At 65.4% G+C, this 20,474-nt stretch carries 17 protein-coding genes and 1 pseudogene; 10 read left to right on the forward strand and 8 right to left on the reverse strand.

Annotated features, from left to right (window positions below; all coding sequences use genetic code 11):
* The first annotated feature begins 16 nt into the window (after nt 1–16).
* Nucleotides 17–853, forward strand: a complete 837-nt coding sequence (locus ACTXG5_RS05305) for an SDR family oxidoreductase (RefSeq protein ID WP_445162693.1) — start codon at nt 17–19, stop codon at nt 851–853.
* Here ACTXG5_RS05305 and ACTXG5_RS05310 read toward each other — a convergent pair.
* Together ACTXG5_RS05310 and ACTXG5_RS05315 are read right to left on the reverse strand one after the other, a co-directional pair.
* Nucleotides 850–2,634 (reverse strand): SulP family inorganic anion transporter, encoded by a 1,785-nt coding sequence (locus ACTXG5_RS05310; RefSeq protein WP_445162694.1) that lies wholly within the window; start codon nt 2,632–2,634, stop codon nt 850–852. The genes ACTXG5_RS05305 and ACTXG5_RS05310 overlap by 4 nt on opposite strands.
* Before the next feature lie 9 nt (nt 2,635–2,643).
* Nucleotides 2,644–3,723 (reverse strand): sulfate ABC transporter substrate-binding protein, encoded by a 1,080-nt coding sequence (locus tag ACTXG5_RS05315; RefSeq protein ID WP_445162695.1) that lies wholly within the window; start codon nt 3,721–3,723, stop codon nt 2,644–2,646.
* A gap of 165 nt (nt 3,724–3,888) precedes the next feature.
* On the opposite strand from ACTXG5_RS05315, the gene ACTXG5_RS05320 reads away from it, so the two are divergent.
* Nucleotides 3,889–5,289, forward strand: a complete 1,401-nt coding sequence (locus ACTXG5_RS05320; RefSeq protein ID WP_445162696.1) for a DUF2252 domain-containing protein — start codon at nt 3,889–3,891, stop codon at nt 5,287–5,289.
* Nucleotides 5,290–5,294: 5 nt separating this feature from the next.
* On the opposite strand, the gene ACTXG5_RS05325 is transcribed toward ACTXG5_RS05320, so the two are convergent.
* From ACTXG5_RS05325 to ACTXG5_RS05340, 4 genes are all read right to left on the reverse strand, one after another.
* Nucleotides 5,295–6,347, reverse strand: a complete 1,053-nt coding sequence (locus ACTXG5_RS05325) for an FUSC family protein (protein ID WP_445162697.1) — start codon at nt 6,345–6,347, stop codon at nt 5,295–5,297.
* A gap of 74 nt (nt 6,348–6,421) precedes the next feature.
* Nucleotides 6,422–7,993 carry a flavin-containing monooxygenase gene (locus ACTXG5_RS05330; protein ID WP_445162698.1) on the reverse strand — a complete coding sequence of 524 codons (1,572 nt, stop codon included), beginning with the start codon at nt 7,991–7,993 and terminating at the stop codon, nt 6,422–6,424.
* Nucleotides 7,990–9,789 (reverse strand): flavin-containing monooxygenase, encoded by a 1,800-nt coding sequence (locus ACTXG5_RS05335; RefSeq protein WP_445162699.1) that lies wholly within the window; start codon nt 9,787–9,789, stop codon nt 7,990–7,992. The genes ACTXG5_RS05330 and ACTXG5_RS05335 overlap by 4 nt, the downstream gene beginning before the upstream one ends.
* Nucleotides 9,790–9,841: 52 nt before the next feature.
* A complete protein-coding gene (locus tag ACTXG5_RS05340; RefSeq protein WP_445162700.1) occupies nt 9,842–10,489 on the reverse strand; it encodes a TetR/AcrR family transcriptional regulator in 648 nt (215 codons plus the stop codon).
* 84 nt (nt 10,490–10,573) lie between these two features.
* Between ACTXG5_RS05340 and ACTXG5_RS05345 the strand changes: the two genes are divergently transcribed.
* Entirely contained in the window at nt 10,574–11,272 is a 699-nt protein-coding gene (locus ACTXG5_RS05345; RefSeq protein ID WP_445162701.1) for a trimeric intracellular cation channel family protein, read from the forward strand.
* Nucleotides 11,269–11,898, forward strand: a complete 630-nt coding sequence (locus tag ACTXG5_RS05350; protein WP_445162702.1) for a TetR/AcrR family transcriptional regulator — start codon at nt 11,269–11,271, stop codon at nt 11,896–11,898. The genes ACTXG5_RS05345 and ACTXG5_RS05350 overlap by 4 nt, the downstream gene beginning before the upstream one ends.
* Here ACTXG5_RS05350 and ACTXG5_RS05355 read toward each other — a convergent pair.
* Complete coding sequence (locus ACTXG5_RS05355) at nt 11,839–12,342, reverse strand: YkgB family protein (protein WP_445162703.1); 504 nt, start codon at nt 12,340–12,342, stop codon at nt 11,839–11,841. The genes ACTXG5_RS05350 and ACTXG5_RS05355 overlap by 60 nt on opposite strands.
* Before the next feature lie 112 nt (nt 12,343–12,454).
* Between ACTXG5_RS05355 and ACTXG5_RS05360 the strand changes: the two are divergent.
* Nucleotides 12,455–12,622 (forward strand): annotated as a pseudogene (locus tag ACTXG5_RS05360) (pyridoxamine 5'-phosphate oxidase); the annotation flags it as partial.
* 1 nt (nt 12,623) lies between these two features.
* On the opposite strand, the gene ACTXG5_RS05365 reads toward ACTXG5_RS05360, so the two are convergent.
* Nucleotides 12,624–13,097: an SRPBCC family protein gene (locus ACTXG5_RS05365; protein WP_445162704.1), complete on the reverse strand. Its 474-nt coding sequence runs from the start codon at nt 13,095–13,097 to the stop codon at nt 12,624–12,626.
* A 348-nt stretch (nt 13,098–13,445) separates the two neighbouring features.
* Here ACTXG5_RS05365 and ACTXG5_RS05370 point away from each other — a divergent pair, with 348 nt between their 5' ends.
* From ACTXG5_RS05370 to ACTXG5_RS05390, 5 genes are all read left to right on the forward strand, one after another.
* Nucleotides 13,446–14,573 carry a sulfotransferase family protein gene (locus ACTXG5_RS05370; RefSeq protein ID WP_445162705.1) on the forward strand — a complete coding sequence of 376 codons (1,128 nt, stop codon included), beginning with the start codon at nt 13,446–13,448 and terminating at the stop codon, nt 14,571–14,573.
* Between the two features lie 25 nt (nt 14,574–14,598).
* The gene (locus ACTXG5_RS05375; RefSeq protein WP_445162706.1) at nt 14,599–15,663 is read left to right on the forward strand and encodes a hypothetical protein; all 1,065 of its coding nucleotides are present in this window, start codon (nt 14,599–14,601) and stop codon (nt 15,661–15,663) included.
* Nucleotides 15,664–15,687: 24 nt separating this feature from the next.
* Entirely contained in the window at nt 15,688–16,509 is an 822-nt protein-coding gene (locus ACTXG5_RS05380) for a mycofactocin-coupled SDR family oxidoreductase (RefSeq protein ID WP_445162707.1), read from the forward strand.
* A 224-nt stretch (nt 16,510–16,733) separates the two neighbouring features.
* A complete protein-coding gene (locus tag ACTXG5_RS05385; protein ID WP_445162708.1) occupies nt 16,734–18,980 on the forward strand; it encodes a heavy metal translocating P-type ATPase in 2,247 nt (748 codons plus the stop codon).
* A gap of 43 nt (nt 18,981–19,023) precedes the next feature.
* A complete protein-coding gene (locus ACTXG5_RS05390; RefSeq protein ID WP_445162709.1) occupies nt 19,024–20,406 on the forward strand; it encodes an alpha/beta hydrolase in 1,383 nt (460 codons plus the stop codon).
* Nucleotides 20,407–20,474 lie beyond the last annotated feature (68 nt).

The following is a 20,474-nucleotide window of genomic DNA, read 5'->3' on the forward strand; positions in this document are numbered from 1 at the left end:
CGTATACGGTCCAGATATGAATCCAGTGTCGGTGATCACAGGTGGCGCGGGCGGCATGGGTCTGGCGACCGCCAAAATCGTGGGCCGCGACCACACCGTGGTCCTCTGCGACGTCAGGCAGGACCGGCTAGATACCGCCGCCGCAACCCTGGAAGACCTCGGGATCACCGCCACGGTCGTCAATTGTGACGTCACCGACCGGGGCGCGGTCGCCGAGTTGCTGGACACCGCGAAGAACCTCGGGACCGTCGCATCCGTGATCCACGCCGCGGGAGTGAGCCCCAGTATGGGCCCCGCCGACTACATCATGCGGACCAATGCCATCGGCACGGTCAACGTCAACGAGGCGTTCCACGCGACATTCGGCGAGGGCTCGGTGATCGTCAACGTCGCGTCGATGTCGGCCTACCTGATGCCCGCGGAAATGATTCCGACAGAGCAATTCCCGCTGGCGCTTCAGGATGCCGATGCTTTCATGGCCGCCATGCTGACCGCCTGCACCATCGCTCCCGAGAATATGCGATCTGGTATCTCCTACGCGCTGAGCAAGAGCTTCGTGAAGTGGTACAGCCAATCGCAGGCGGAACGATTCAACGCACGCGGAATGCGCATCGTCTCGGTATCTCCGGGGTCCGTCGACACCGAGATGGGCCTGCTCGAGGAGCAGGCCGGGGCCGGTGCGATGGTTGCCAACGCCGCGGTCCCGCGGTGGGGCAAGGCGGAGGAGATGGCAGAACTGTTCGCCTTCTGCGCCAGTGACAAGGCGGGTTACCTCACCGGCACCGATATCCTCAACGACGGCGGCGTGGTCGCCTCGATGACCGAGCGCGCCAGGGTCGCCGCCGCCAACTAGACCAGGTAGTACAGGTCGGTGTGCGGCGTGCGTTCCGGTGAGGCCGTGAACGGCGCTTTCAGCTTCAGCTCGGCCAGCTTGTTGTGGGCATAGCGCACCGCCTTGAGGGTCGCCGAGTAGTTCTCATCCTCTTCAGGGAAGACATGCTCTGCGGTGAACCAACTTTGGAATCCGACGTTGTTCAGCACCGTGAGCGTATCGGGACGCACCCCGGCCAGCAGGATGGTCGCGCCCCGCGCGGTCTCTTCGCGCAGGAAGTGCTCGATGCGCTCGACGCACACGACGTCCGGGTGGCGCACCCGTTTGAGTCGCAACACCACGAACTTGATGTCGTCATCCGCGATCCGCTTGCTGATCTCCAGGAGGTAGCGGTCCAATTCTGGTGCGGCGCCAAAGAACAGCTCGCCTTCAAGATCGTAGATGACGACCAATGAATCCGCGAGGTCACCCGAAATACGCTCACGCACAACGCGTTCGGGTGTGACAATGAGTTCCCTGGATTTCAGCTTCGCCGCGCGCGGCACGAATAACAAGATTGACAGGATTACGCCCAGCAGTACTGATTTGTCGAGATCGATTGCCACACCGGTGAATGCGGTAATGATCACCAAACCCGCGTCATAGCGAGATGCCTTGACGGTGTAGATCAGGCGCTTGAAGTCGACCAGCCGCACGGCAGTTACCAGCAGCAGCCCTGCCAGTGCCGGTTGCAGAACGTACCGCAATAACGGCGCAAACAGCAGTAGTGCCGCGGCAACCGTTGCGGCCGAGACGATCCCGGAGAATCGGGTTTTGGCCCCGGACTGGAAGTTGATCGCCGATCGCGACAGCGAGCCCGAGCCCGGCAGGCTCTGGAAGAAGCCGCCGGCGAGGTTGGCCAGGCCCTCGGCCATGATCTGCCGGTTGTAGTCGATCTTCTGCTGTGTCTGGTGGGCAATGGCTTTGGCGATCGACAGCGCCTCGATGATGCCGACGAAGGCAATGGCCAACGCGCCCGTGGACAACTGCGGCAACCACTCGGTGTGGACCTCGGGAACATGCGCGGTGGGCAAACTGCGCGGGATCTTGGCGGCCACGGACACCGCGGTATGGCCGCCGGCTCCCGGAATCGACCAGCCCGCGAAGTAGGCGATCAGCGCGGTGATGATCAGCACCGCAAGCATGTCGACCTGCGGCAAGCCGTAGCGCTGCACCAGCTTGCGCAGCACGACCGCCAGAACCACGGCGCTGGCGCTCAGTATCAGGGCGCGGTAGTTGACCGCATCGCCATGGGTCAACGTGAGCCACACCCGGCGCAGAACCTGCATGTGCCCGTTGCCCTTGTCGTGCACGCCCAGCGCGTTGCCCAGTTGTCCGATGGCGAGCAGAAACGCGGCGGCCGCCATGAATCCGATGATCACCGACTCGGAAATGTAGCGGGTCAGGTTGCCGAGCTTGAACAGGCTGATCACGATCTGAAACGCGCCAACCAGGACGGCCAGCAGGAACAGCCCCTCGAACAGTTCGGTGCTGTTCTCCGAATCGATGAACGCCAGCGCGGTGAACACCAGCAGCGATATGGCGCTGGTCGGCCCGTTGATCAGATGCGAGGACGACCCGAAGATCGAGGCGACGATCGTGACGACGATGGCCGAGTACACGCCGAACCTGGGGTCGACCCCGGCAATCAGCGCATACGCCATCGCCTGAGGGAAGGAGATGGCGGCGACGGTGAGGCCGGCGATGACATCATGCCTGCCTTTCACCGCGTCGTAGTTCAGCGCGAAGCCCACCTTGTGCACGTCTTTCCGCTAGGTTCCCGACGCCGCGGCGGGCGGCGCTGAGATCGTGTCGAGGATTCCGTTGGTGCCGAAGAACTGCTCGCGCGCGTCGTTCCAGTCCTTGGCGATCTCGCCGATCGGGAACAGCGCCAGCGGGGGCAGCCGGTCGGCGTGTTTGGCGAGAATTTCGGGCTTGAACGGCCGATAGCCGAATTGTGCGGCCTGCTCTTGTGCGGCATCGGTGAAGAGGTATTCGAGATACGCCTTGGCATAGGTCGCGGTCTTGGGCTCGGTCACGTTGGCGTCGACCCAGGCCACGGCCGGCTCGGCCCGGATGCTGACCGGCGGGTAGACGAGTTCGAGTTCGTCCTTATTGGCGGCAACCTCGCGCAGCGCTTCATTCTCCCAAGTCAGCTGCACGTCACCGATCTTGGCCAGAGTGAAGCTGTCGCCGGCACTGCGGGCGCCGGCGTCGGATACCGCCACGTGTTGCAATAACGCCTTGACGTAGGCGGCCGCTTGGGCCTGGCTGCCGCCGCGCGTGGTGACCGAGCCCCACGCGGCGAGGACGCTCAATTGGCCGTTGCCGGAGCTGCGCGGGTTGGGGGTCACCACGGACACATAACTATGGACCAAGTCGGGCCAGTCGAGGATGTGTTTCGGATTGCCCTTCCGGACGACGAAGACAATGGTCGACGTGTAAGGCACCGAATTGTTCGGCAGCCGCTGCTGCCAATCAGGCGCGATCAGCCCACGCTTGCTCAACGTCTGGATGTCGCTAATCAACGCCAGCGACACCACATTGGCTTTCTGGCTGCCGTCGAGGACACTGCGCAGCTGGCGACCCGAACCACCGTGCGACTCTTTGATGTCCAGGCTGACACCGGTGCGCGTGCGATATTGCGGGATGAACGAGTTGTCGATCGCCGCGTACAACTCGCGCGTGGGGTCGTAGGAGACGTTCAGGAGTTGATTGGACCCGGCCTCGGGGACGTTCTTGACCACGAGTGCTGTCGTCGCGAACACGATGGCCACCACACCGAGGACGTTGAGCCAGGGAATGCGCCAGCGGGAAGAGGCGTGCTCGGCTGGCGGAGGCGTTTCCACCATCGGCAGGCGTCCTCTCAGAACGAACTTCCAGACAATTGCCTGGCATCCAGCATTTCCAGCGATATTAACCAAGAGGACACTTCGTGACAGCGGTGAAAATCAGTCTGACGCTAAAGGTGCCTTCCTCAGCCGGTGAAAGCCCGCTCCGCTACGTATGCTGAGCACATGCCGCAACGGATGTTGCGTGACCGCTTGGTCGAACTGGAAGTTCCGGGCGAGGATGTGGCGCGCGGCCGGGCGCTGCGCAAGACCGCCCCGCGCCGCTCGCTGGCGCAGCTGACTCCTTCCTCGCGATCCGCCACGGAAATTCTCGTCGCCCAAAATGCCGGGCGGCTAAGGGAACTCGTTCCGCTGCGGTTCGCCCGAATGCTCGCCGACCCGTTCGCCTTTTACCGAGGTTCGGCGGCGGTGATGGCCGCCGACCTCGCCGCGAGCCCGACGAGCGGGATCGAAATCATGTGCTGCGGCGACGCACACGTCTCCAACTTCGGCTTGTACGCCGCCCCGCACCGCTCGATCGTCTTCGACCTGAACGACTTCGACGAAGCCGCGGTGGCGCCGGCCGAGTGGGACGTCAAGCGGCTGATCACCAGCGCGATCATCGGGGGCCGCCACGCCGGGTACCCGACCAAGGCCGTCCGCCGATGTGTCGAACAGGCGGTCGTGGGTTACGAGACCAGTCTGACGGCGATGCTCGAGGAGATGGACGTTCTGGACCGCTATTACCTGCGGGTGGAACCCGAGCACTACACCGGGAAGTTCTCCAAGGGCCTGCAGGCAGTGATCCAGAAAACGATATCCCGGGCCCGCACCCGGACCTCCGCGCGGGTCTTCAAGCAAATCACCGAGATTGGGCCGAACGGGACACCACGCCTGCGGGAAGCGCCCCCCGTCCTGCAGCACGTCGACGAGGACATCGAAGCCCTGTTGGTGGAATCGATTCAGGAGTATCTGGCCGCGGTCCCGGCCGACGTCGCGCTGCTGCTCTCCCACTTCCGAGTCACCGATGTCGCGTTACGGGTGGTTGGCGTCGGCAGCGTCGGTACCCGTTGTTACTTGGTCATCCTGGTGGGCCCGAACGACACACCGCTGATCCTGCAGATCAAGGAGGCCACGCGTTCGGTGCTCGACGAATATGGCGGATGGCCCCAGCCGGACACCCTGACCGCGGCAATCGAGGCCAATGGCCAGGGGGTGCGCGTCACCGACGGCCAGCTGATCCTGCAGGCCATGTCGGATGTGTTCCTCGGAACGACACGCAAGGACGGCCGCGACTACTACGTTCGTCAATTCCACGACATGAAGGGCACCATCGACACCGAAGGCATGTCGCCCTCCACGTTCTCCGACTACGTCAGCGCGTGCGCGGTGCTGTTGGCGCGGGCGCACGCGCAGAGCGCGAACGCCTCGATACTGCGCGGGTACGTCGGCACCAGCAATGCGGTGCACGACGCGGTCGCCGAGTGGTCGTACGCCTACGCCGACAAGTCCCTCGACGACTTTCATCAACTGCGCGCCGCGGCCGCGGCCGGCGAGATCGAGGTTGCCGACGATCCCGTCCGATAAGCCAACTATTGCCGAAGGTCGATCACCAGTTGTAGGTCGTCGACGCAGGTTTCGACGACGTTGGTAAGTGCCAGATTCGTTCGGGTTGCGCCGGCCGAATCCAGCACGGCAACGTGTTCGCGCGTGGCGGCGACGCGGGCACTCGCTCCGCCGGGATCCGTCTCACTGTCGGCCAGCCCGGCCGCGAGGTCGCTGATCGCATCGTTCACCGGTTGTGGCAGCGAGCCGCTGACGCCGAAGGCCGTCGTCAGGGTACGCGCCAGGTACAGCAGCGAGCCGGCGAGCAGGGCCACCTGCGCTGCCTGCCGATCCGCGGCCCGGACGGTGTCGCGTGTGGCCCACCGCCGTGGCGCGATCCACACGAGATGACGAGCGTGGGTGCGGGCCTTGCTGAGTGCATCCAGTCGTTCGTGCAATTGATCGACGGCGGAGTACTGCCAGCCCGACGGGATCACCGCACCACCGCCGACCCTGTCCTCGGTCTCGGCCAGCACGTCATGCAGGGCGCCGAGTACGCCGATCCGAGCGTTGCGCAGCGCGGTGTGCGGGTTGGGCGGGAACAGCACGATGCTCAACACGAGCGCCACACCGCCACCGATCAGAGCCTCCTGGAGGCGCTGAAAAACGCTGTCGGTACCGACCGAGAGCGCCATGACCAGGATGGCGGACCCGGCGGTTTGATTGGCGAAGGTCAAATCTCGTGCGAGGATCCCCTGCCCGAGCAGCACCGCGGCGCATAGCGCGACAAAGACCATGGCAGCCATCGCGATCCACTCGGTGCCGAACAGTTGCTGCACCGTGGCGCCCAGACAGATCCCCAGTGCCACACCGACAATGTTCTGGATCGCCCGTTGCGCTTGGAACACGTTGCTCGCCGACACGAACGCCGCCGCGGCGATCGGAGCGAAGAAGGGGTCCGGGTGACCGAGCACGTCATGAGCGACGTACCACGCCACGCCCGCGGCCACCGATGCCTCGGCGATCGGCCACAACACACCACGCAGACGTTGAACAGCCGCGTGGGCGCTGTCGATCGTCCTGGTAAGGAAAGCAGTCATCACGGTTGCTAACCCCACCACAAGCTGCGAATTCTCGCTACCGGCTCGACGAGATCAACGATGCCTACTCCGACCTAGCCTCCGGTGAATTGATCAGCGGGGTAATCGATTTCGGCATCTGCGAGCCTTCGTCCGCCGGCCGGAGCCACACCGGCGCGGTGCAGCCAGTCTCGGGGTCGCAGCCGCCAGGTCCGGCGAGCGTATTCCAGCTCGGTGTAGGGCCATTGGGTGACGATCCGGCCCGTTGACGAGCGGAAATAGCTGTCGCACTGGGTCCAGATGGTGCGCTCCAAATCGGCGGAAAGCCGGTCGTTGTAGCGCGTTTCCGCTTCCGGGCGCACGTCGAGATAGCCGCCGCGGCGCGCCAGCCTGGTTGCCGCGCTGGCCACCAGTCGCGCGCCGGCCTCCAGGATGTACACGATCGAGTTGCCGCCCTGGTTGGTGTTGGGGCCATAAAGCATGAAGAAGTTCGGGAACCCGCCGACAGCCACGCCCAGGTACGCGCTGGGATCGTCGCCCCAGCGCTCGTGCAGGCGCTGTCCGCCGCAACCGACCACGTCGATCCCCGACAGGTAGCGCGACGTCTCGAACCCGGTGGCCAGCACGATCGCGTCGACGTCGAGTGCATCGCCTGCGGCCGTGACGACCGACGTCTCGGTAATCCGGTCGATGGGGTCGGTGATGAGCGCGACGTTGTCTTGCTGCAACGCCCGGTAGTAGTCGTCGCCAAGCAGCACCCGCTTACAGCGGAACGGATACTCCGGCGTCAGGGCGCGGCGAAGCCGCGCGTCGGCCACGGTGCGCTCCAGGAACGAGGTGGCGACCTGGGTGCGGGCGGCGACCACCGGGTCGTCGGCGAAGGTCGCGGTGTTGTCGTGCTGAAACTTCCAGATCTGCCAGCGGGTGCGGGGCACCGCCAAGGGGTTGCGGCGGAATTGTGCCAATTCGGTTGCGCGGTATGGACGATCGTCTTTGGGAACCATCCATGGCGGTGTGCGCTGAAACACCGCCACCCGGGCGGCGACCTTCGCCAGTTCGGGAACAAGCTGCACCCCACTGGCACCCGTGCCGATCACCGCCACCTTCTTGCCCGCCAGCGCGATGTCGTGCGTCCACTGTGCGGTGTGGATGACCGAGCCTCCGAAATCGCTCAAGCCGGCAATATCGGGAAGCTTCAACGACCCGAACAGGCCGACGGCGCAGACCACCACGTCGACGGTCAGTGTGCTGGCGTGTCCGGAGCGCTCCAGTTGACAGTCCCAGCTCCAGCTATCCGCATTCCATTCGATGGAACGCACCCTGGTTCCGAGCCGCAAGTGACGGCGCAGATCGAAGTCGTCGGCCACCGACTCCAAGTAGGCAAGAATCTCGGGCTGTCGCGCGTAGGTCCGGCTCCAGGACTTGTTGGGCGCGAACGAGAACGAGTACAGGTGACTTTGGATATCGCACGCGGCGCCCGGATAGGTGTTGCGCCGCCAGGTGCCCCCGACACCGTCGTCGGCCTCGATGATCACCAGGTCGTCGATGCCGGCGCGGCGCAGCGCCACCGCCGCGCCCAGCCCGCCGAATCCCGCGCCGATGATCGCTACCTTCGGTGAGCGTCGACGCCGGGTGGCCGCCCTCACCCGGCCGAGCAGGTACTTCACGGCCCGGCCCCGGCACCGCGAATATCAAGCCCGGCAAGATCTCCCGTGGCCCGCCAGGCCGCCAAGATGTCGGCGTACTCGGTGGGAGCGCCGAAGAAGAAACTGCCCTGCCGCGTCTTGGCGTCCGCCTTGCCCTCGCGGTTGTAGTAACCGGGAGTGCACGTCTTGGCGCGCTCGGCGGTCGCGGTCGACCGGGCCACCACCGTATCGACCCAGGCGGCTTCGGCGGCCGGGGACGCCTCGACCTCCGCGACACCGTGTTCAAGGGCCCACGCGATGATCCAGGCAGCGTGGCTGGCTTGTACGTCAAGCACGTACGGGAAGTTCACTGTCAATCCGGCCTGGGAGATGCTTTCGATGAAGCAGTTCGGAAAACCGTTGGCGCACAAGCCCTGGAAGGTGCGAACGCCGTCACGCCAGCGTTCGCTCAGGGCCACGCCGTCGCGGCCGATCAGCTCGAACCCGGAGCGACGGCAGTAGTCGGTGCCTACTTCGAAGCCCGTCGCGAAGATGAGGCAGTCGAGCTCGTACGACACGCCGTCGACGACGACGCCGGACTCGGTGATGCGCTCCACGCCGCGACCGTGGGTATCGACCAGGGTCACGTTGTCTCGGTTGAAGGTTTGCAAATATTCGTCGTGAAAGCAGGGGCGTTTACAGAAGTAGCCGTACCACGGTTTGAGGGCCTCGGCGGCGGCGCAGTCCGCCACGATCTCGTCGACTCGCGCCCGGATTTCCTCCATCTTGGCGAAGTCCGCGAGCTCGCTATTGCGGCTGCGCTGCTCCGGGTCCACCGACCCGTCGCTGTCATGGCGCATCACGGGGAGCTTGCGGGTGATGCTCGTCCAGGCGTCGGCGACGAGATCTTCGGGTGCCTGCCCACCGGCGGTCAGGATCTGAAAATTCTGGATGCGCTGGCGTTGCCACCCCGGCTGTAATGTGTTGACCCACTCCGGATCCGTGGCTTTATTGGCGCGCACGTCGACCGAAGATGGCGTGCGCTGAAAGACGTAGAGGTGCTGCGCGGCGGCACCCAGATACGGCACACACTGGATCGCGGTCGCGCCGGTGCCGATGATCCCGACTCGCACACCGCCCAGGTTCTCAAGCTTCTCGCCCGTGTAGCCGTAGTCCCAGCGGCTGGTGTGGAACGTGTGACCGCGAAAAGACCCGAGCCCTCCGATGCCGGGCAGTTTGGGTTTGGCTTGATACCCGTTCGCCATCGACACGAACTTGGCCCGCATCTCGTCGCCCCGGTTGGTGCGGATGATCCAGCGGGATTCCGCCGACTCCCAACGGATCTCATGGACGTCGGTGCGCAGGCACGCGTCGCGGTACAGGTCGTAGTGCTCTGCGATGCGCTGGCAGTGCGCAAATATCTCGGCGCCCTTCGCGTACTTTTCCGTCGGTATGTAGCCGAGTTCTTCCAGCAGCGGGATGTACACATAGGACTCGACATCGCAGGCGATCCCCGGATACCGATTCCAGTACCAGGTGCCTCCGACGTCGGCCGCCCGGTCGATCAACCGCACACTTTTCACACCGAGCTCACGCAGCCGCGCCCCCGTCAACAGCCCACCGAAGCCGGCGCCCACGATCACGACGTCGACTTCGTCGGTCAGGGGTTCGCGGACGAATTCCTGGTCGACCCATGGGTCCTCGGCGAAACGGGCGAACTCACCCGCGATTTCCACATACTGGTCAATGCCGTCCGGGCGCAGTCGCCGGGCACGCTCTTCCGCATACTTTTGCCGCAGCGCATCGACGTCGAACGCGCACCCAACAGTCTCGGTCAAGTCCCGACTCCGCTCTTCGTGAGTCGACTCTATAATCAATCGCCTGATCGTATCAAGGAGAAGCCGGCTGTCCGCCGAATAAGGCACCTCTGACCAGCACCTTCGCTGAACTCAGCGCGGCGTGGTAATCCGCCGGAGGCAGGGTGGCGGCCAACTCCGTGAGGCCGTAGACGAGCGCATAGATCGCCGCGACGACGCCCCGGGAATCGGGATGATCACCCAGCTCGCCACGTCGGCTCGCATCCTCGACGACGCCCTCGATGATGTCGCGGAACGCCTCGAACCCGGGATTCTTCGGTTGCCCGCGGGCCTTCCGCCGAACCGGCGCGACAACAGTTTCCGCCCGGATCGCGAACTCGAATGCGGCCAGGTCCGGATATTCACGCATCAATTGGCCACATTCGTCGAGCACCGCTTCGATTCGATCGACAATGTCGCCGGGACCTTCCGCGGCCTGTCGTAACCGGGGCATAGCCGTGTCGGTTCGGGCCGCGATAGTGTCCTTGATCAGTTCGGACTTGTTCGGAAAGTAGTTGTACAGGCTGGCACTGGTCACATTGGCCGTGCGGGCGATCTCACGGATCGTCGCCTTCGCGTAGCCGACCTCGGCCACACATTTCATGGTCGCGGCGATGATGCGCCGGCGGGTCTCTTCACCGCTGGCGCCGACGGGGCGCCCCAGCTGGGTTCTCGCTTGCATAGTTGCCCACCCTTCGACCGCGGGCGCAGTGCCGACATGGTCGAATATATTTGACCAACAGCTTAATCCCGGAGGTGAGCGGCCGTGAGTCTCGCGTTGGGGGAATTCTCGCGCGGAATCGACTTGGCCGGCGTGTTCGTCAACGCTGTGCTGGGCGGCGTGGTGGCTCGCGAATTCCGTATGGACCCTGTGGGATTCGTAGCGCTCGCGATTTTGTCGGGCCTGGGCGGCGGCGTGATCCGCGATACCCTATTGCAGCACGGCCCGCCGGTGGCATTGACGGACTCGCTCTACGTGGTAGTTGCGCTGGTGGGAGCGGCGGTCGCGTTTTTGATACCGCTGCGCGCCCGACTGTGGTCACTGACCTATCCGGTCGTCGATGCGCTGGCGTTGGGCACCTGGGCGGTGGCCGGCGCGGAGAAGACATTGGCAGCCGGATTGAGTTGGCTCCCAGCGATTTTGCTCGGCACGGTCAGCGCCGTGGGCGGCGGGGCGCTGCGGGACCTGGCGGTGCACCGCACGCCGGCGATCTTCGGCGGCAACACTCTCTACGCGACGTGCGCGGTGGCGGCCAGCGGCACCGTGGTGGTGCTCTCCCGTTACGGTCTGGCGCCGCAGGGCGAACTGGCGGGAATCGTGGTCGGTTCAGGTCTGTGTCTGCTGGCCAGGTGGCGCGGTTGGCGGCTCGGTGAGACCTCGCCCGCGGAGTACTACCTGACGCGGCGAAAGCGGACGTGGCGCATTCGGATCGGTAGGCGAGTGCGCCGCCCCGAAGACCCGTGACTCAGCTGGGCCGCCCGGTGGGGGCGAGCAGTGCAGAGACCCGTCGGCGAATCATCACCGCCGCGATGCGCTGCGTGGCCGAGGTCGGCTACTCGCAGGCGACCATCCGCGAGATCGCCCGGGCCGCCGACATGACCAGTGGCAGCCTGTACCACTACTTTCCGAACAAGTCGGAACTGCTCCAAGCGACCGGCGAGGAGATCGAGGAGATCGTCTTGCCGCGGCTGCGTGCGGCCGCGGCGCAGCACGACGACGTCATCGACCGACTCGAAGCGGTGCTGGACGAGTCGACGCGGCTGATCCGCGACTATCCATACCTGACCGGTTTCCTGCGGGCGCTGCGCGCCGGGAGCACAGCCCGGGCAGGGCGCGGTGTCCCGAAATCCCCTGGGTCCAAGGCGTTGCACGACGTGGTCTTCGAGATCGTCGACGATGCGCAAAAGTGCGGGACACTGTCCCCCGAGACGGACACGCGCTCGACGGTGGAAGCGATCTGTGCACTGACCCGGGGGCTGTCGGAGCAGGCGGACAGCCTGTCCGCGGAGACCTACCAAGCGACGCTGAGCTCAGCCAAGGGACTTATCAGGGGAACGCTGTTCACTCAGCGCATCGCCCAGCGTCCATAGCGCCACCCCGATCAGCACCAGGTCCTTGAGCAGGAATTGGCCCGGCATTCCCGACAGCACGGGCAGGCCGGCGGCGTGGGTCGAGACCACGCCGGGAGTGGTGAACAAGAAGCTCAGCGTCCCCAGGAACAGCACCACCGCCAGCGCGCTTCCGGCCGCCGACACCCGCGGCCATACCGGGCGCAACGCAATGAGAAGGGCGGCAAGGATTTCCATCGTGCCCAGCGCGCGGGCGACGGTGGTGACGCTGAATACGTCGTAGACCCAACTCATCAGCGGGCTGTGTTCGATGAGCACCCGGGATTCCATTTTCACGTACTTGCCGAACCCGATCCAGGCCAAGACGACCACCAGGCCGTAACGACTGATCAACTGGCCCAAGCGGGTCAGCGAGTCCGACAGGGTGCGCGTTGTTGTGCTGAGGGTGAGGCTGCGGTCGGTCATCGACAAAGTCCTTCGGTGGGCGGGGCTGATCATCCGAAGGAACCACGATTCACACCGTGACCGCGTTCACATCTGCAATCGCTCGAGCCCGGCGACGATGAGCTGCAACCCGCCCTACATCGAAGAGATGTCGGAGCGGGAAAGCCGTGTCGTCATCCGCTGTCGCCCTTACGCCACGTTCGGTCAGCCCCCGCGTCACCTGCACCGCAACGACCAGGCCGAAGAACTGACCCACTGGGTCTCGGGCACGGTCGCGTGGGACGCCGACGACCCGTCCTGATTTACTCCGCGGCGTAGCGATCACGCAGTTTGGCCAGCGTCGACTCAATGCCGGCCGCGTTGGCTTTCGCGAAACCCATCCGCTCGTAGTACTTCAGCTTCTTCTTCATTGTGCCCGCGTCGCGGTAGTCGAACGTCTCGGTGACCCTGGTCAGGGTGGGTGAGAGCGACTCGAATTTCCAGCGCCAGCGGTGACCGAGCGGATGGCGCCATTCGATCAATTCGTGCGGTTTCAATGCGGTCACCGTGCTGGTGAGGCGATACGGCACGCCCAGCATCTTCATGCGCGTCGAAAACTTCGAACCGACAACCAGTGCCTCGGGCGCTTTGATATTGCCCACAACGGTGCCCGATCCGTCGAGTTCATGGTGCCGCCGAGGGTCCGCAGCGAGGTCGTACAGTTCCGCAGCCGGCGCGGCCACCTCAACCTGCCGACTCACTTGTTGGGGTCCTGCTTCGACAACGATGACGGTCATGACGTCTCCTTCCACCTAGCCGGAAGCCTAGCGCCGCCTAGTCCTGCAGTTCCGGAATGTTCGGATCCCACACCGGTGCGGGTACGAAACGTGCCGGCCAAAAGCCGGATTTGGTCAAAACCGGCAGGACTGGTTTCCCGAATCGGTATTACCTGACCGCCCCGATCCGGCAATATCGTCGGCGATATGGCCACGGTGCCGCGATGCGATGCCGTGCGGGTCTGGCTGGCGATTCGAGTCGGACGTCTGAGAGGGAGGTCGACTACATGTGCGACCAGACCATTGAAGTCGCCGGCGGTCAGTGGATGGGTTGACCGTGGCGCCAACGACTTTCGCAGGGCCCAGGCGATGCTGACCACCGCCGAGGTCATGGACGAGTCGAGTGCGCAGACCGGACTGGCCGACTTCGGTGCAGTCTCCTTCGCCGAAGGCCTCGACATCCTGCTCTCCGCGCTACGCAACGAGGCGCAACTCCACGGCCGCGGCCAGGCGTTCCTGCATCAGCGCATCGTGGGTTACTTGTCGCAGCGACTGCAGGTCGAGGATTGGTATCGGCGACACCCGGAGATCGACGACGTGCCGGTCGCCGCGCCGTTGATCGGCTTGGGACTGCCACGGACCGGGTCGACCGCGCTGTCGATGCTGCTGGCTCAGGATCCCGACGTGCGTTATCTACGGCGATGGGAATCGTCGCAGCCATGTCCCCCGCCTTCCACGGTGCAGGGCGTGGACCCGCGCATCCCGCCGGACACGGGTGAGATGATCGGCACCCGCCACCATGTCCCCGGCGACACGCATGGGCCGATGGAATGCCACGAACTGATGGCGCTGGATTTCAAGTCGCACATCTTTCAGTCCTTCGCGGAAATCCCCTCGTATTCAACATGGTTGGTCCAGCAAGCCGACCTCACCTCGACATTGCAGTATCAGCGCCGCGTGATGAAGCTGCTCGCGTGGGGTGAGCCCAGTCGCCCGTGGCGACTGAAATGCCCGTCGCACGTGTTATGGCTCGACGCCCTGAATACGGTGTTTCCGGACGCGCGGTTCGTGATGACGCATCGCGATCCGACCGATGTCATCTTGTCCGTGGCCGATCTGTATGCCGACATCATCGGATCGTTCAGCTCCACGATCGACCGTCGCTACATCGGTCGGCTCAATGTCGAGCATTGGTCGCTGGGCATGCAGCGGGCGCTGCAGTTCCGCACCGACGGCGCTGAGGATCGCTTCTACGACATCGACTTTCGCGCCATGCAGGACGATCCGATCGCGGAGGTCACCGGCCTGTACGCCTGGCTGGGCGTCCCGGTGAGTGCGCAGTTCGAAGCACGGATGCAAAGCTGGTGGACGCATGCTGCCGCGGAGCGTGAGCCGAGCTCGCATGCCGATCCGGTGGAATTCGGCATTGATCTCGACAAGGTGCGGCCCCGGTTCACCCACTATGTGGACAGTGCGCGCCGGTGGACTTCGCACTGAAACGCCTACGAGCAAAGGATATTCGATGGCTGTTGATCTGACCGGGGGTATCGATCCGGCACGCGAGTACCTGCTGGCGCAGCGGCCGGAGGATCCGGAGATCCGTGACTCAGTGAGCTTCTGGGTGGTCGACGATCGCGGCGAGATTGGCTTGCCGCGCATCGGAATCGAGGCGGTGGGCGCAAACTGGGAAGCTCACGACATTCAAGTCAATGTCGCATTCCCCGACGGTCGGGTCTACCGGCTCCGCACCAACGGGCCGTCGCTACCCGCCGAGGGTTCCGACGGGCGCGCCAGCGTATTGGGGGCCGGGGGCCTGGTGTTCCGCTGTAACGAGCCCTTCGACACCTGGACGATGTCCTACGACGGACCGGCGGTGCAGACGTCGTCGGCCGATTTGGTCGCCGGCAAGAAAGCGGGTCCGTCGGTCGACATCAGTTTCCATGTCGAAGCCACGATGGCCGTGCCACCCTGGGTACAGGGGGCGCTGCAGGCCGATGCCGATAACCAGCTGCGCACCTCGAACGTCGGTGAGATGATGGGCGGGCCGCGCTACGAGCAATTGTTCACCGCCACAGGTGAATTCCGCAGCGCGGGCCAGCAGCACGAGTTCACCGGCAGCGGGCTGCGCATCCGGCGCACCGGTGTGCGCAAGCTGGCCGGTTTCTGGGGGCACTGCTGGCAGTCGGCCGTGTTTCCCGGCGGGAGGGCGTTCGGCTACATCGCCTACCCCCCGCGTCCCGACGGCGAGCCCACCTTCAACGAGGGCTTCGTATTCACCGGCGACGGCGGCCTCATCCCGGCCCGTGCGGTGCGGGCCCCATGGTTGACTCGGCTGCAGCCGTTGGGCGAGGACGTCTCGCTGGTCTTGGAGACCGCCGAGGGTGTCGTTGAAATCGCCGGTGAAACAGTGTTTTCCACGCACGACATTCATCACAACGATGACATGTATTCCATGCAAGCCCTCAAACAGGAGATGGCGAGCTTCCCCGCGGTGCAGCAGGCCGGGGTCAGATACAGCTGGGACGGCGAGGAGGCCTATGGCATGCTCGAACGCTCCAACCCGCTCGACAAGATCACCGGCCACTAGAAGGCAAAGGAGCTCAAAAGACCGATGAGCCAGTTAATCCCAGAGAAGGTGGCATTGGTTACCGGCGCCGCACGTGGACAAGGCCGGGCGCACGCCGTGCGTCTGTCCGCCGAAGGCGCCGACATCATCGCGGTCGATATCGCCGGCCCGCTGCCGCCCAGCGTTCCCTACGACTCGCCCACACAAGACGACCTGGCGGAGACGGCGCGGCTGGTAACCGCTAACGGCCGAAAGGTCATCACCGCCGCGGTCGACATCCGCGACCTCGACGCGCTCAAAGCCGCCGTCGACCAGGCGGTCGTCGAGCTGGGCCGACTGGACGTCATCGTCGCCAACGCCGGAATCTGCAGCCCGGCCCCGTGGAATCAGATCACCGCGCAGGCATTCCGGGACACCATCGACACCAACGTGATCGGCACCTGGAACACCGTGATGGCCGGTGCCCATCACATCATCGATGGCGGTCGCGGCGGGTCGATCATCCTGATCGGATCCGCCGCCGGCATCAACATGCAGTCGTTCATGATCCATTACACGGCGAGCAAACACGCCGTCGTCGGGATGGCACGCGCGTTCGCCGCCGAACTCGGCCGATACAACATCCGGGTCAACAGCCTGAACCCGGGCGCGGTCGCCACCCCGATGGGCACCGGCCGGATGCGCGAGGCGCTGCAGTCGGCCGCCGACGACTACCCGCACCTACGCGGCATGCACAAGCCGCTGCTACCCGAAGGCATCGCCCAGCCGGAAGACATCTCCGATGCCGTCGCGTGGCTGGCCTCCGACCAATCCCGATTGGTCACCGCTACGCAGGTTTCGGTCGACATCGGCGTGGGATACGTCTGATTCGCGGGCTGATGGGCGGGCTGAAAGACAAAACCTTCCTGTCCGCCGGCGGACCCACTGGGATCGGCGCGGCCACCGCCGAATGCCCGGCCACACGCCGCCGCTGCCGACCAGGCAGAATCGTCCTGACATCACGCGGCGACCAGGTCTTGACGGGAATACCCCCCAGGGGTGTATACGTTAGTGAGAGGTATGTACCCCTGGGGGGTATCGGAAGGAGCGTCATGACCACGAGCGCGGTCAGCAACCTTGAGCTGGACATCGCCGGGATGACGTGTGCCTCCTGCGCGGCCCGGCTGGAGAAGGCGCTGAACAAACTCGACGGCGTGACGGCGACCGTGAATTTCGCGATGGAACGAGCCAGCGTCACCGTCCCGGCGGGATACGACCCGCAGTCGCTGGTCGCCGAGGTGGAAAAGGCCGGCTATACCGCTGTTCTGCCGCAGCGGCACGAGCAACCCGCCGCGGCCGACGACCTCGAGCTGGAGTCGCTGCGTAGTCGCCTGATCACCTCGATAGTGCTCGCCACCCCGGTGATCGCCATGGCGATGATCCCGGCCCTGCAATTCCGCTACTGGCAGTGGGCGTCGCTGGCCCTGGCCGCACCGGTGGTCGTGTGGGCCGGCCGGCCATTCCACGCCGCCGCCTGGGCCAACCTCAAGCACGGCGCCGCCACCATGGACACGCTGATTTCGATCGGCACCCTGTCGGCGTTCCTCTGGTCGCTGTATGCCCTGTTCTTCGGGACGGCCGGCGAGGCGGGCATGCGCCACGGCTTCGCGCTGACCGTCACACCCAGTGACGGCGCGGGCAACATCTACCTCGAAGTGGCCGCCGGCGTGACCTTGTTCGTCCTGTCCGGCCGCTACTTCGAGAAGCGCTCCAAGCGGCGCGCCGGTGCCGCCTTGCGCGCCCTGCTGGAGCTCGGCGCCAAGGACGTCGCGGTGCTGCGGGACGGCGCCGAGACGCGCATCTCGATCGACCAGCTCAAAGTCGGCGACGAGTTCGTCGTGCGTCCCGGCGAGAAGATCGCGACCGACGGGATCGTCGTCTCCGGCTCGTCGGCCGTGGATGCCTCGATGCTCACCGGCGAGTCCGTTCCGATCGAAGTCGGCGAGGGCGACGCCGTGGCTGGTGCCACCGTCAACGCGGGCGGGCGGCTCGTCGTGCGTGCGACCCGGGTCGGCGAGGACACCCAGCTGGCGCAGATGGGCAAGCTGGTCGAAGCCGCCCAATCGGGCAAGGCCAAGGTGCAAAGGCTCGCGGACCGTGTCTCCGGAGTCTTCGTTCCGATCGTCATCGCCATCGCCGTGGCCACCCTCGCGGCGTGGCTCGCCGCCGGATTCCCGATCGCCGCGGCGTTCACGGCCGCGGTCGCGGTGCTCATCGTCGCCTGCCCGTGCGCACTCGGGCTGGCCACTCCGACCGCACTGCTGGTCGGCACGGGTCGCGCGGCCCAACTCGGCGTGCTCATCAAGGGACCCGAGGTGCTGGAGTCCACCCGCAGGGTCGACACGATCGTGCTCGACAAGACGGGCACCGTGACCACCGGCAAGATGACCCTCGTCGAGGTCATCACCGCGCCGGACACGGACCGCGCAACGCTGCTGCGCTACGCCGGAGCACTGGAGGACGCCTCCGAACATCCCGTCGCTCAGGCAATCGCCAAGGCCGCCGCCGCCGAACTCGGGTCCCTGCCGGTGCCTGACGGTTTCGCGAACGTGGAAGGCAAAGGCGTGCAAGGCATCGTGGACGGCCATAGCGTCGTCGTCGGCCGCGAGAGCCTGCTGGCCGACTGGGCCCAGCACCTCGACCCGACGCTGTCGGCCGCGAAAGTTCGCGTCGAGAGCGAAGGCAAAACCGCCGTCGCCGTCGGCTGGGAGGGTAGCGCGCGCGGGATCCTGGTGATCGCCGACACCGTCAAGCCCACCAGCGCCGAGGCCATCCGACAGTTCAAGCGGCTTGGCCTGACGCCGGTCCTGCTGACGGGTGACAACGAGAACGTGGCAAACCGCGTCGCCGGCGAGCTCAGGGTTGCGCACGTCATCGCCGAGGTCATGCCCGCCGACAAGGTCGCCGTGATTCAGCGTTTGCAGTCCGACGGCAAGGTCGTCGCGATGGTCGGCGACGGGGTCAACGACGCCGCCGCACTGGCCACCGCCGATCTGGGTCTTGCGATGGGCACCGGTACGGACGTCGCGATCGAAGCCGCCGATCTGACATTGGTCCGTGGAGACCTGCGCGCCGCCGCGGACGCAATCCGGCTCTCCCGCAAGACACTGGCCACCATCAAGATGAACCTGTTTTGGGCGTTCGGCTACAACGTCGCCGCGATCCCGCTCGCCGCGCTCGGCCTGCTCAATCCGATGCTCGCGGGCGCCGCGATGGCCTTCTCCAGTGTGTTCGTCGTCGGCAACAGCCTGCGGCTGCGCTCCTTCACGAGCACGATCCGTTCGGACGATATGGGATAGTGAGCCTGGCCTCCCGGGTTCCATAGCTTTAAGGTCTCGACGTTTGCCCCAATTCCTCGGACAACTGTCCTTGCTGCACGGCTGGTTGCCACTCGCAACGCAAGTGTTCGCGTTGCTGGTGGCGCTGATCGTCATCGACTGGCGCAGGCGGAGTTGGTGGCAGCGCGCGCTGCCGGTGGCGCTGGTCGCCGCGGTCGCAGTGACCGCGCTGGCGTACTGGTACATCGCCTCGCTCGGAGTAGCCGGGGACCCGGCACCTAAGTCGCTGTGGCTGTGGATCGCGATGAGCGGATTGACCGCCGCGGTGCTGGTGCTGGGGTGGAAGGGCGCCCGCTGGTGGCGCCGGGGGCTCGCGCTTGTTTCCGTCCCGCTGTGCGCACTGTGCGCGAGCATGTCCTTGAACCTTTGGGTCGGCTATTTCCCCACCGTGCTCGCCGCCTGGAATCAGCTGACTTCCGAGCCCCTGCCCGATCAGATCGACCGGCTGCGCGTCACCGCGATGCAGGTCGCCGGCACCAGGCCGGACAAAGGGGTCGTGGTGCCGGTCAACATCGACTCCGACGCATCCCACTTTCCGCACCGTCAGGAACTCGTCTACCTGCCTCCGGCGTGGTTCAACACCAACCCGCCGCCCCGCCTGCCGACGGTCATGATGATCGGCTCGGCGTTCAACCTCCCTTCCGACTGGCTAGGGCCCGGCGGCGCCTTCACCGCCATCGACGGCTTCGCCGCCAGCCATCACGGTTTCGCCCCGGTGTTCGTGTTTGTCGACGCCACCGGCTCGTTCGACAACGACACCGAGTGCGTCAATGGGAGCCGCGGTAACGCCGCCGATCACCTGACAAAAGATGTGGTGCCGTTCATGGTCTCGAACTTCGGGGTCAGCGCCGACCGGGCGAATTGGGGAGTCGCCGGATGGTCCATGGGCGGTACCTGCGCCGTCACCTTGTCCGTCATGCATCCGGAGTTGTTCAGCGCCTTCGTGGACATCGCCGGCGACTTCCGGGCCAACATCGGCAGCAAGGAACACACCATCGCCCAGTTGTTCGGCGGCGATACCACCGCGTGGGCGGAATACGACCCGCTCACCGTGATGACTCGGCACGGCCGCTACACCGGGTTGTCGGGATGGTTCGACATCCCCACCCCACCCGGTGCACACAGCGTCGCGCAGGCCGCTAATCCCAGCCTCGGAAGTACCAGTGCGGCCAACCCTGAGGGCCAGGACGCTGCCGCCAACGCTTTGTGCACCATCGCCGGCGCCAATGGGATTAGCTGCGCGGTGGTGACGCAGCCAGGCAAACACGACTGGCCATTCGCCGCCCAAGCATTCGCGGCGTCGTTGCCATGGCTCGCTGCGACGCTGGGAACCCCCGACGTCGAGCCGGTGCAGTTGCCGCAACGGGGCACCGGGGAGCCGCATTGATCCGGTCGCTGCCGAGACCACATCCGTGGCCGGCGCAGCTCTGCGCCATTTTCAATGGAAATTCACAG

The organism is Mycobacterium sp. Dal123C01, from assembly GCF_052566995.1.

Excerpts from the sequence above, each read along its gene's own strand:
- ACTXG5_RS05315 (WP_445162695.1), bottom strand. The coding sequence starts at position 3,723 with ATGGTGGAAACGCCTCCGCCAGCCGAGCACGCCTCTTCCCGCTGGCGC.
- ACTXG5_RS05320 (WP_445162696.1), top strand. The coding sequence starts at position 3,889 with ATGCCGCAACGGATGTTGCGTGACCGCTTGGTCGAACTGGAAGTTCCG.
- ACTXG5_RS05325 (WP_445162697.1), bottom strand. The coding sequence starts at position 6,347 with ATGACTGCTTTCCTTACCAGGACGATCGACAGCGCCCACGCGGCTGTT.
- ACTXG5_RS05370 (WP_445162705.1), top strand. The coding sequence starts at position 13,446 with ATGCTGACCACCGCCGAGGTCATGGACGAGTCGAGTGCGCAGACCGGA.
- ACTXG5_RS05340 (WP_445162700.1), bottom strand. The coding sequence starts at position 10,489 with ATGCAAGCGAGAACCCAGCTGGGGCGCCCCGTCGGCGCCAGCGGTGAA.
- ACTXG5_RS05385 (WP_445162708.1), top strand. The coding sequence starts at position 16,734 with ATGACCACGAGCGCGGTCAGCAACCTTGAGCTGGACATCGCCGGGATG.
- ACTXG5_RS05305 (WP_445162693.1), top strand. The coding sequence starts at position 17 with ATGAATCCAGTGTCGGTGATCACAGGTGGCGCGGGCGGCATGGGTCTG.
- ACTXG5_RS05355 (WP_445162703.1), bottom strand. The coding sequence starts at position 12,342 with ATGACCGACCGCAGCCTCACCCTCAGCACAACAACGCGCACCCTGTCG.
- ACTXG5_RS05365 (WP_445162704.1), bottom strand. The coding sequence starts at position 13,097 with ATGACCGTCATCGTTGTCGAAGCAGGACCCCAACAAGTGAGTCGGCAG.
- ACTXG5_RS05380 (WP_445162707.1), top strand. The coding sequence starts at position 15,688 with ATGAGCCAGTTAATCCCAGAGAAGGTGGCATTGGTTACCGGCGCCGCA.
- ACTXG5_RS05375 (WP_445162706.1), top strand. The coding sequence starts at position 14,599 with ATGGCTGTTGATCTGACCGGGGGTATCGATCCGGCACGCGAGTACCTG.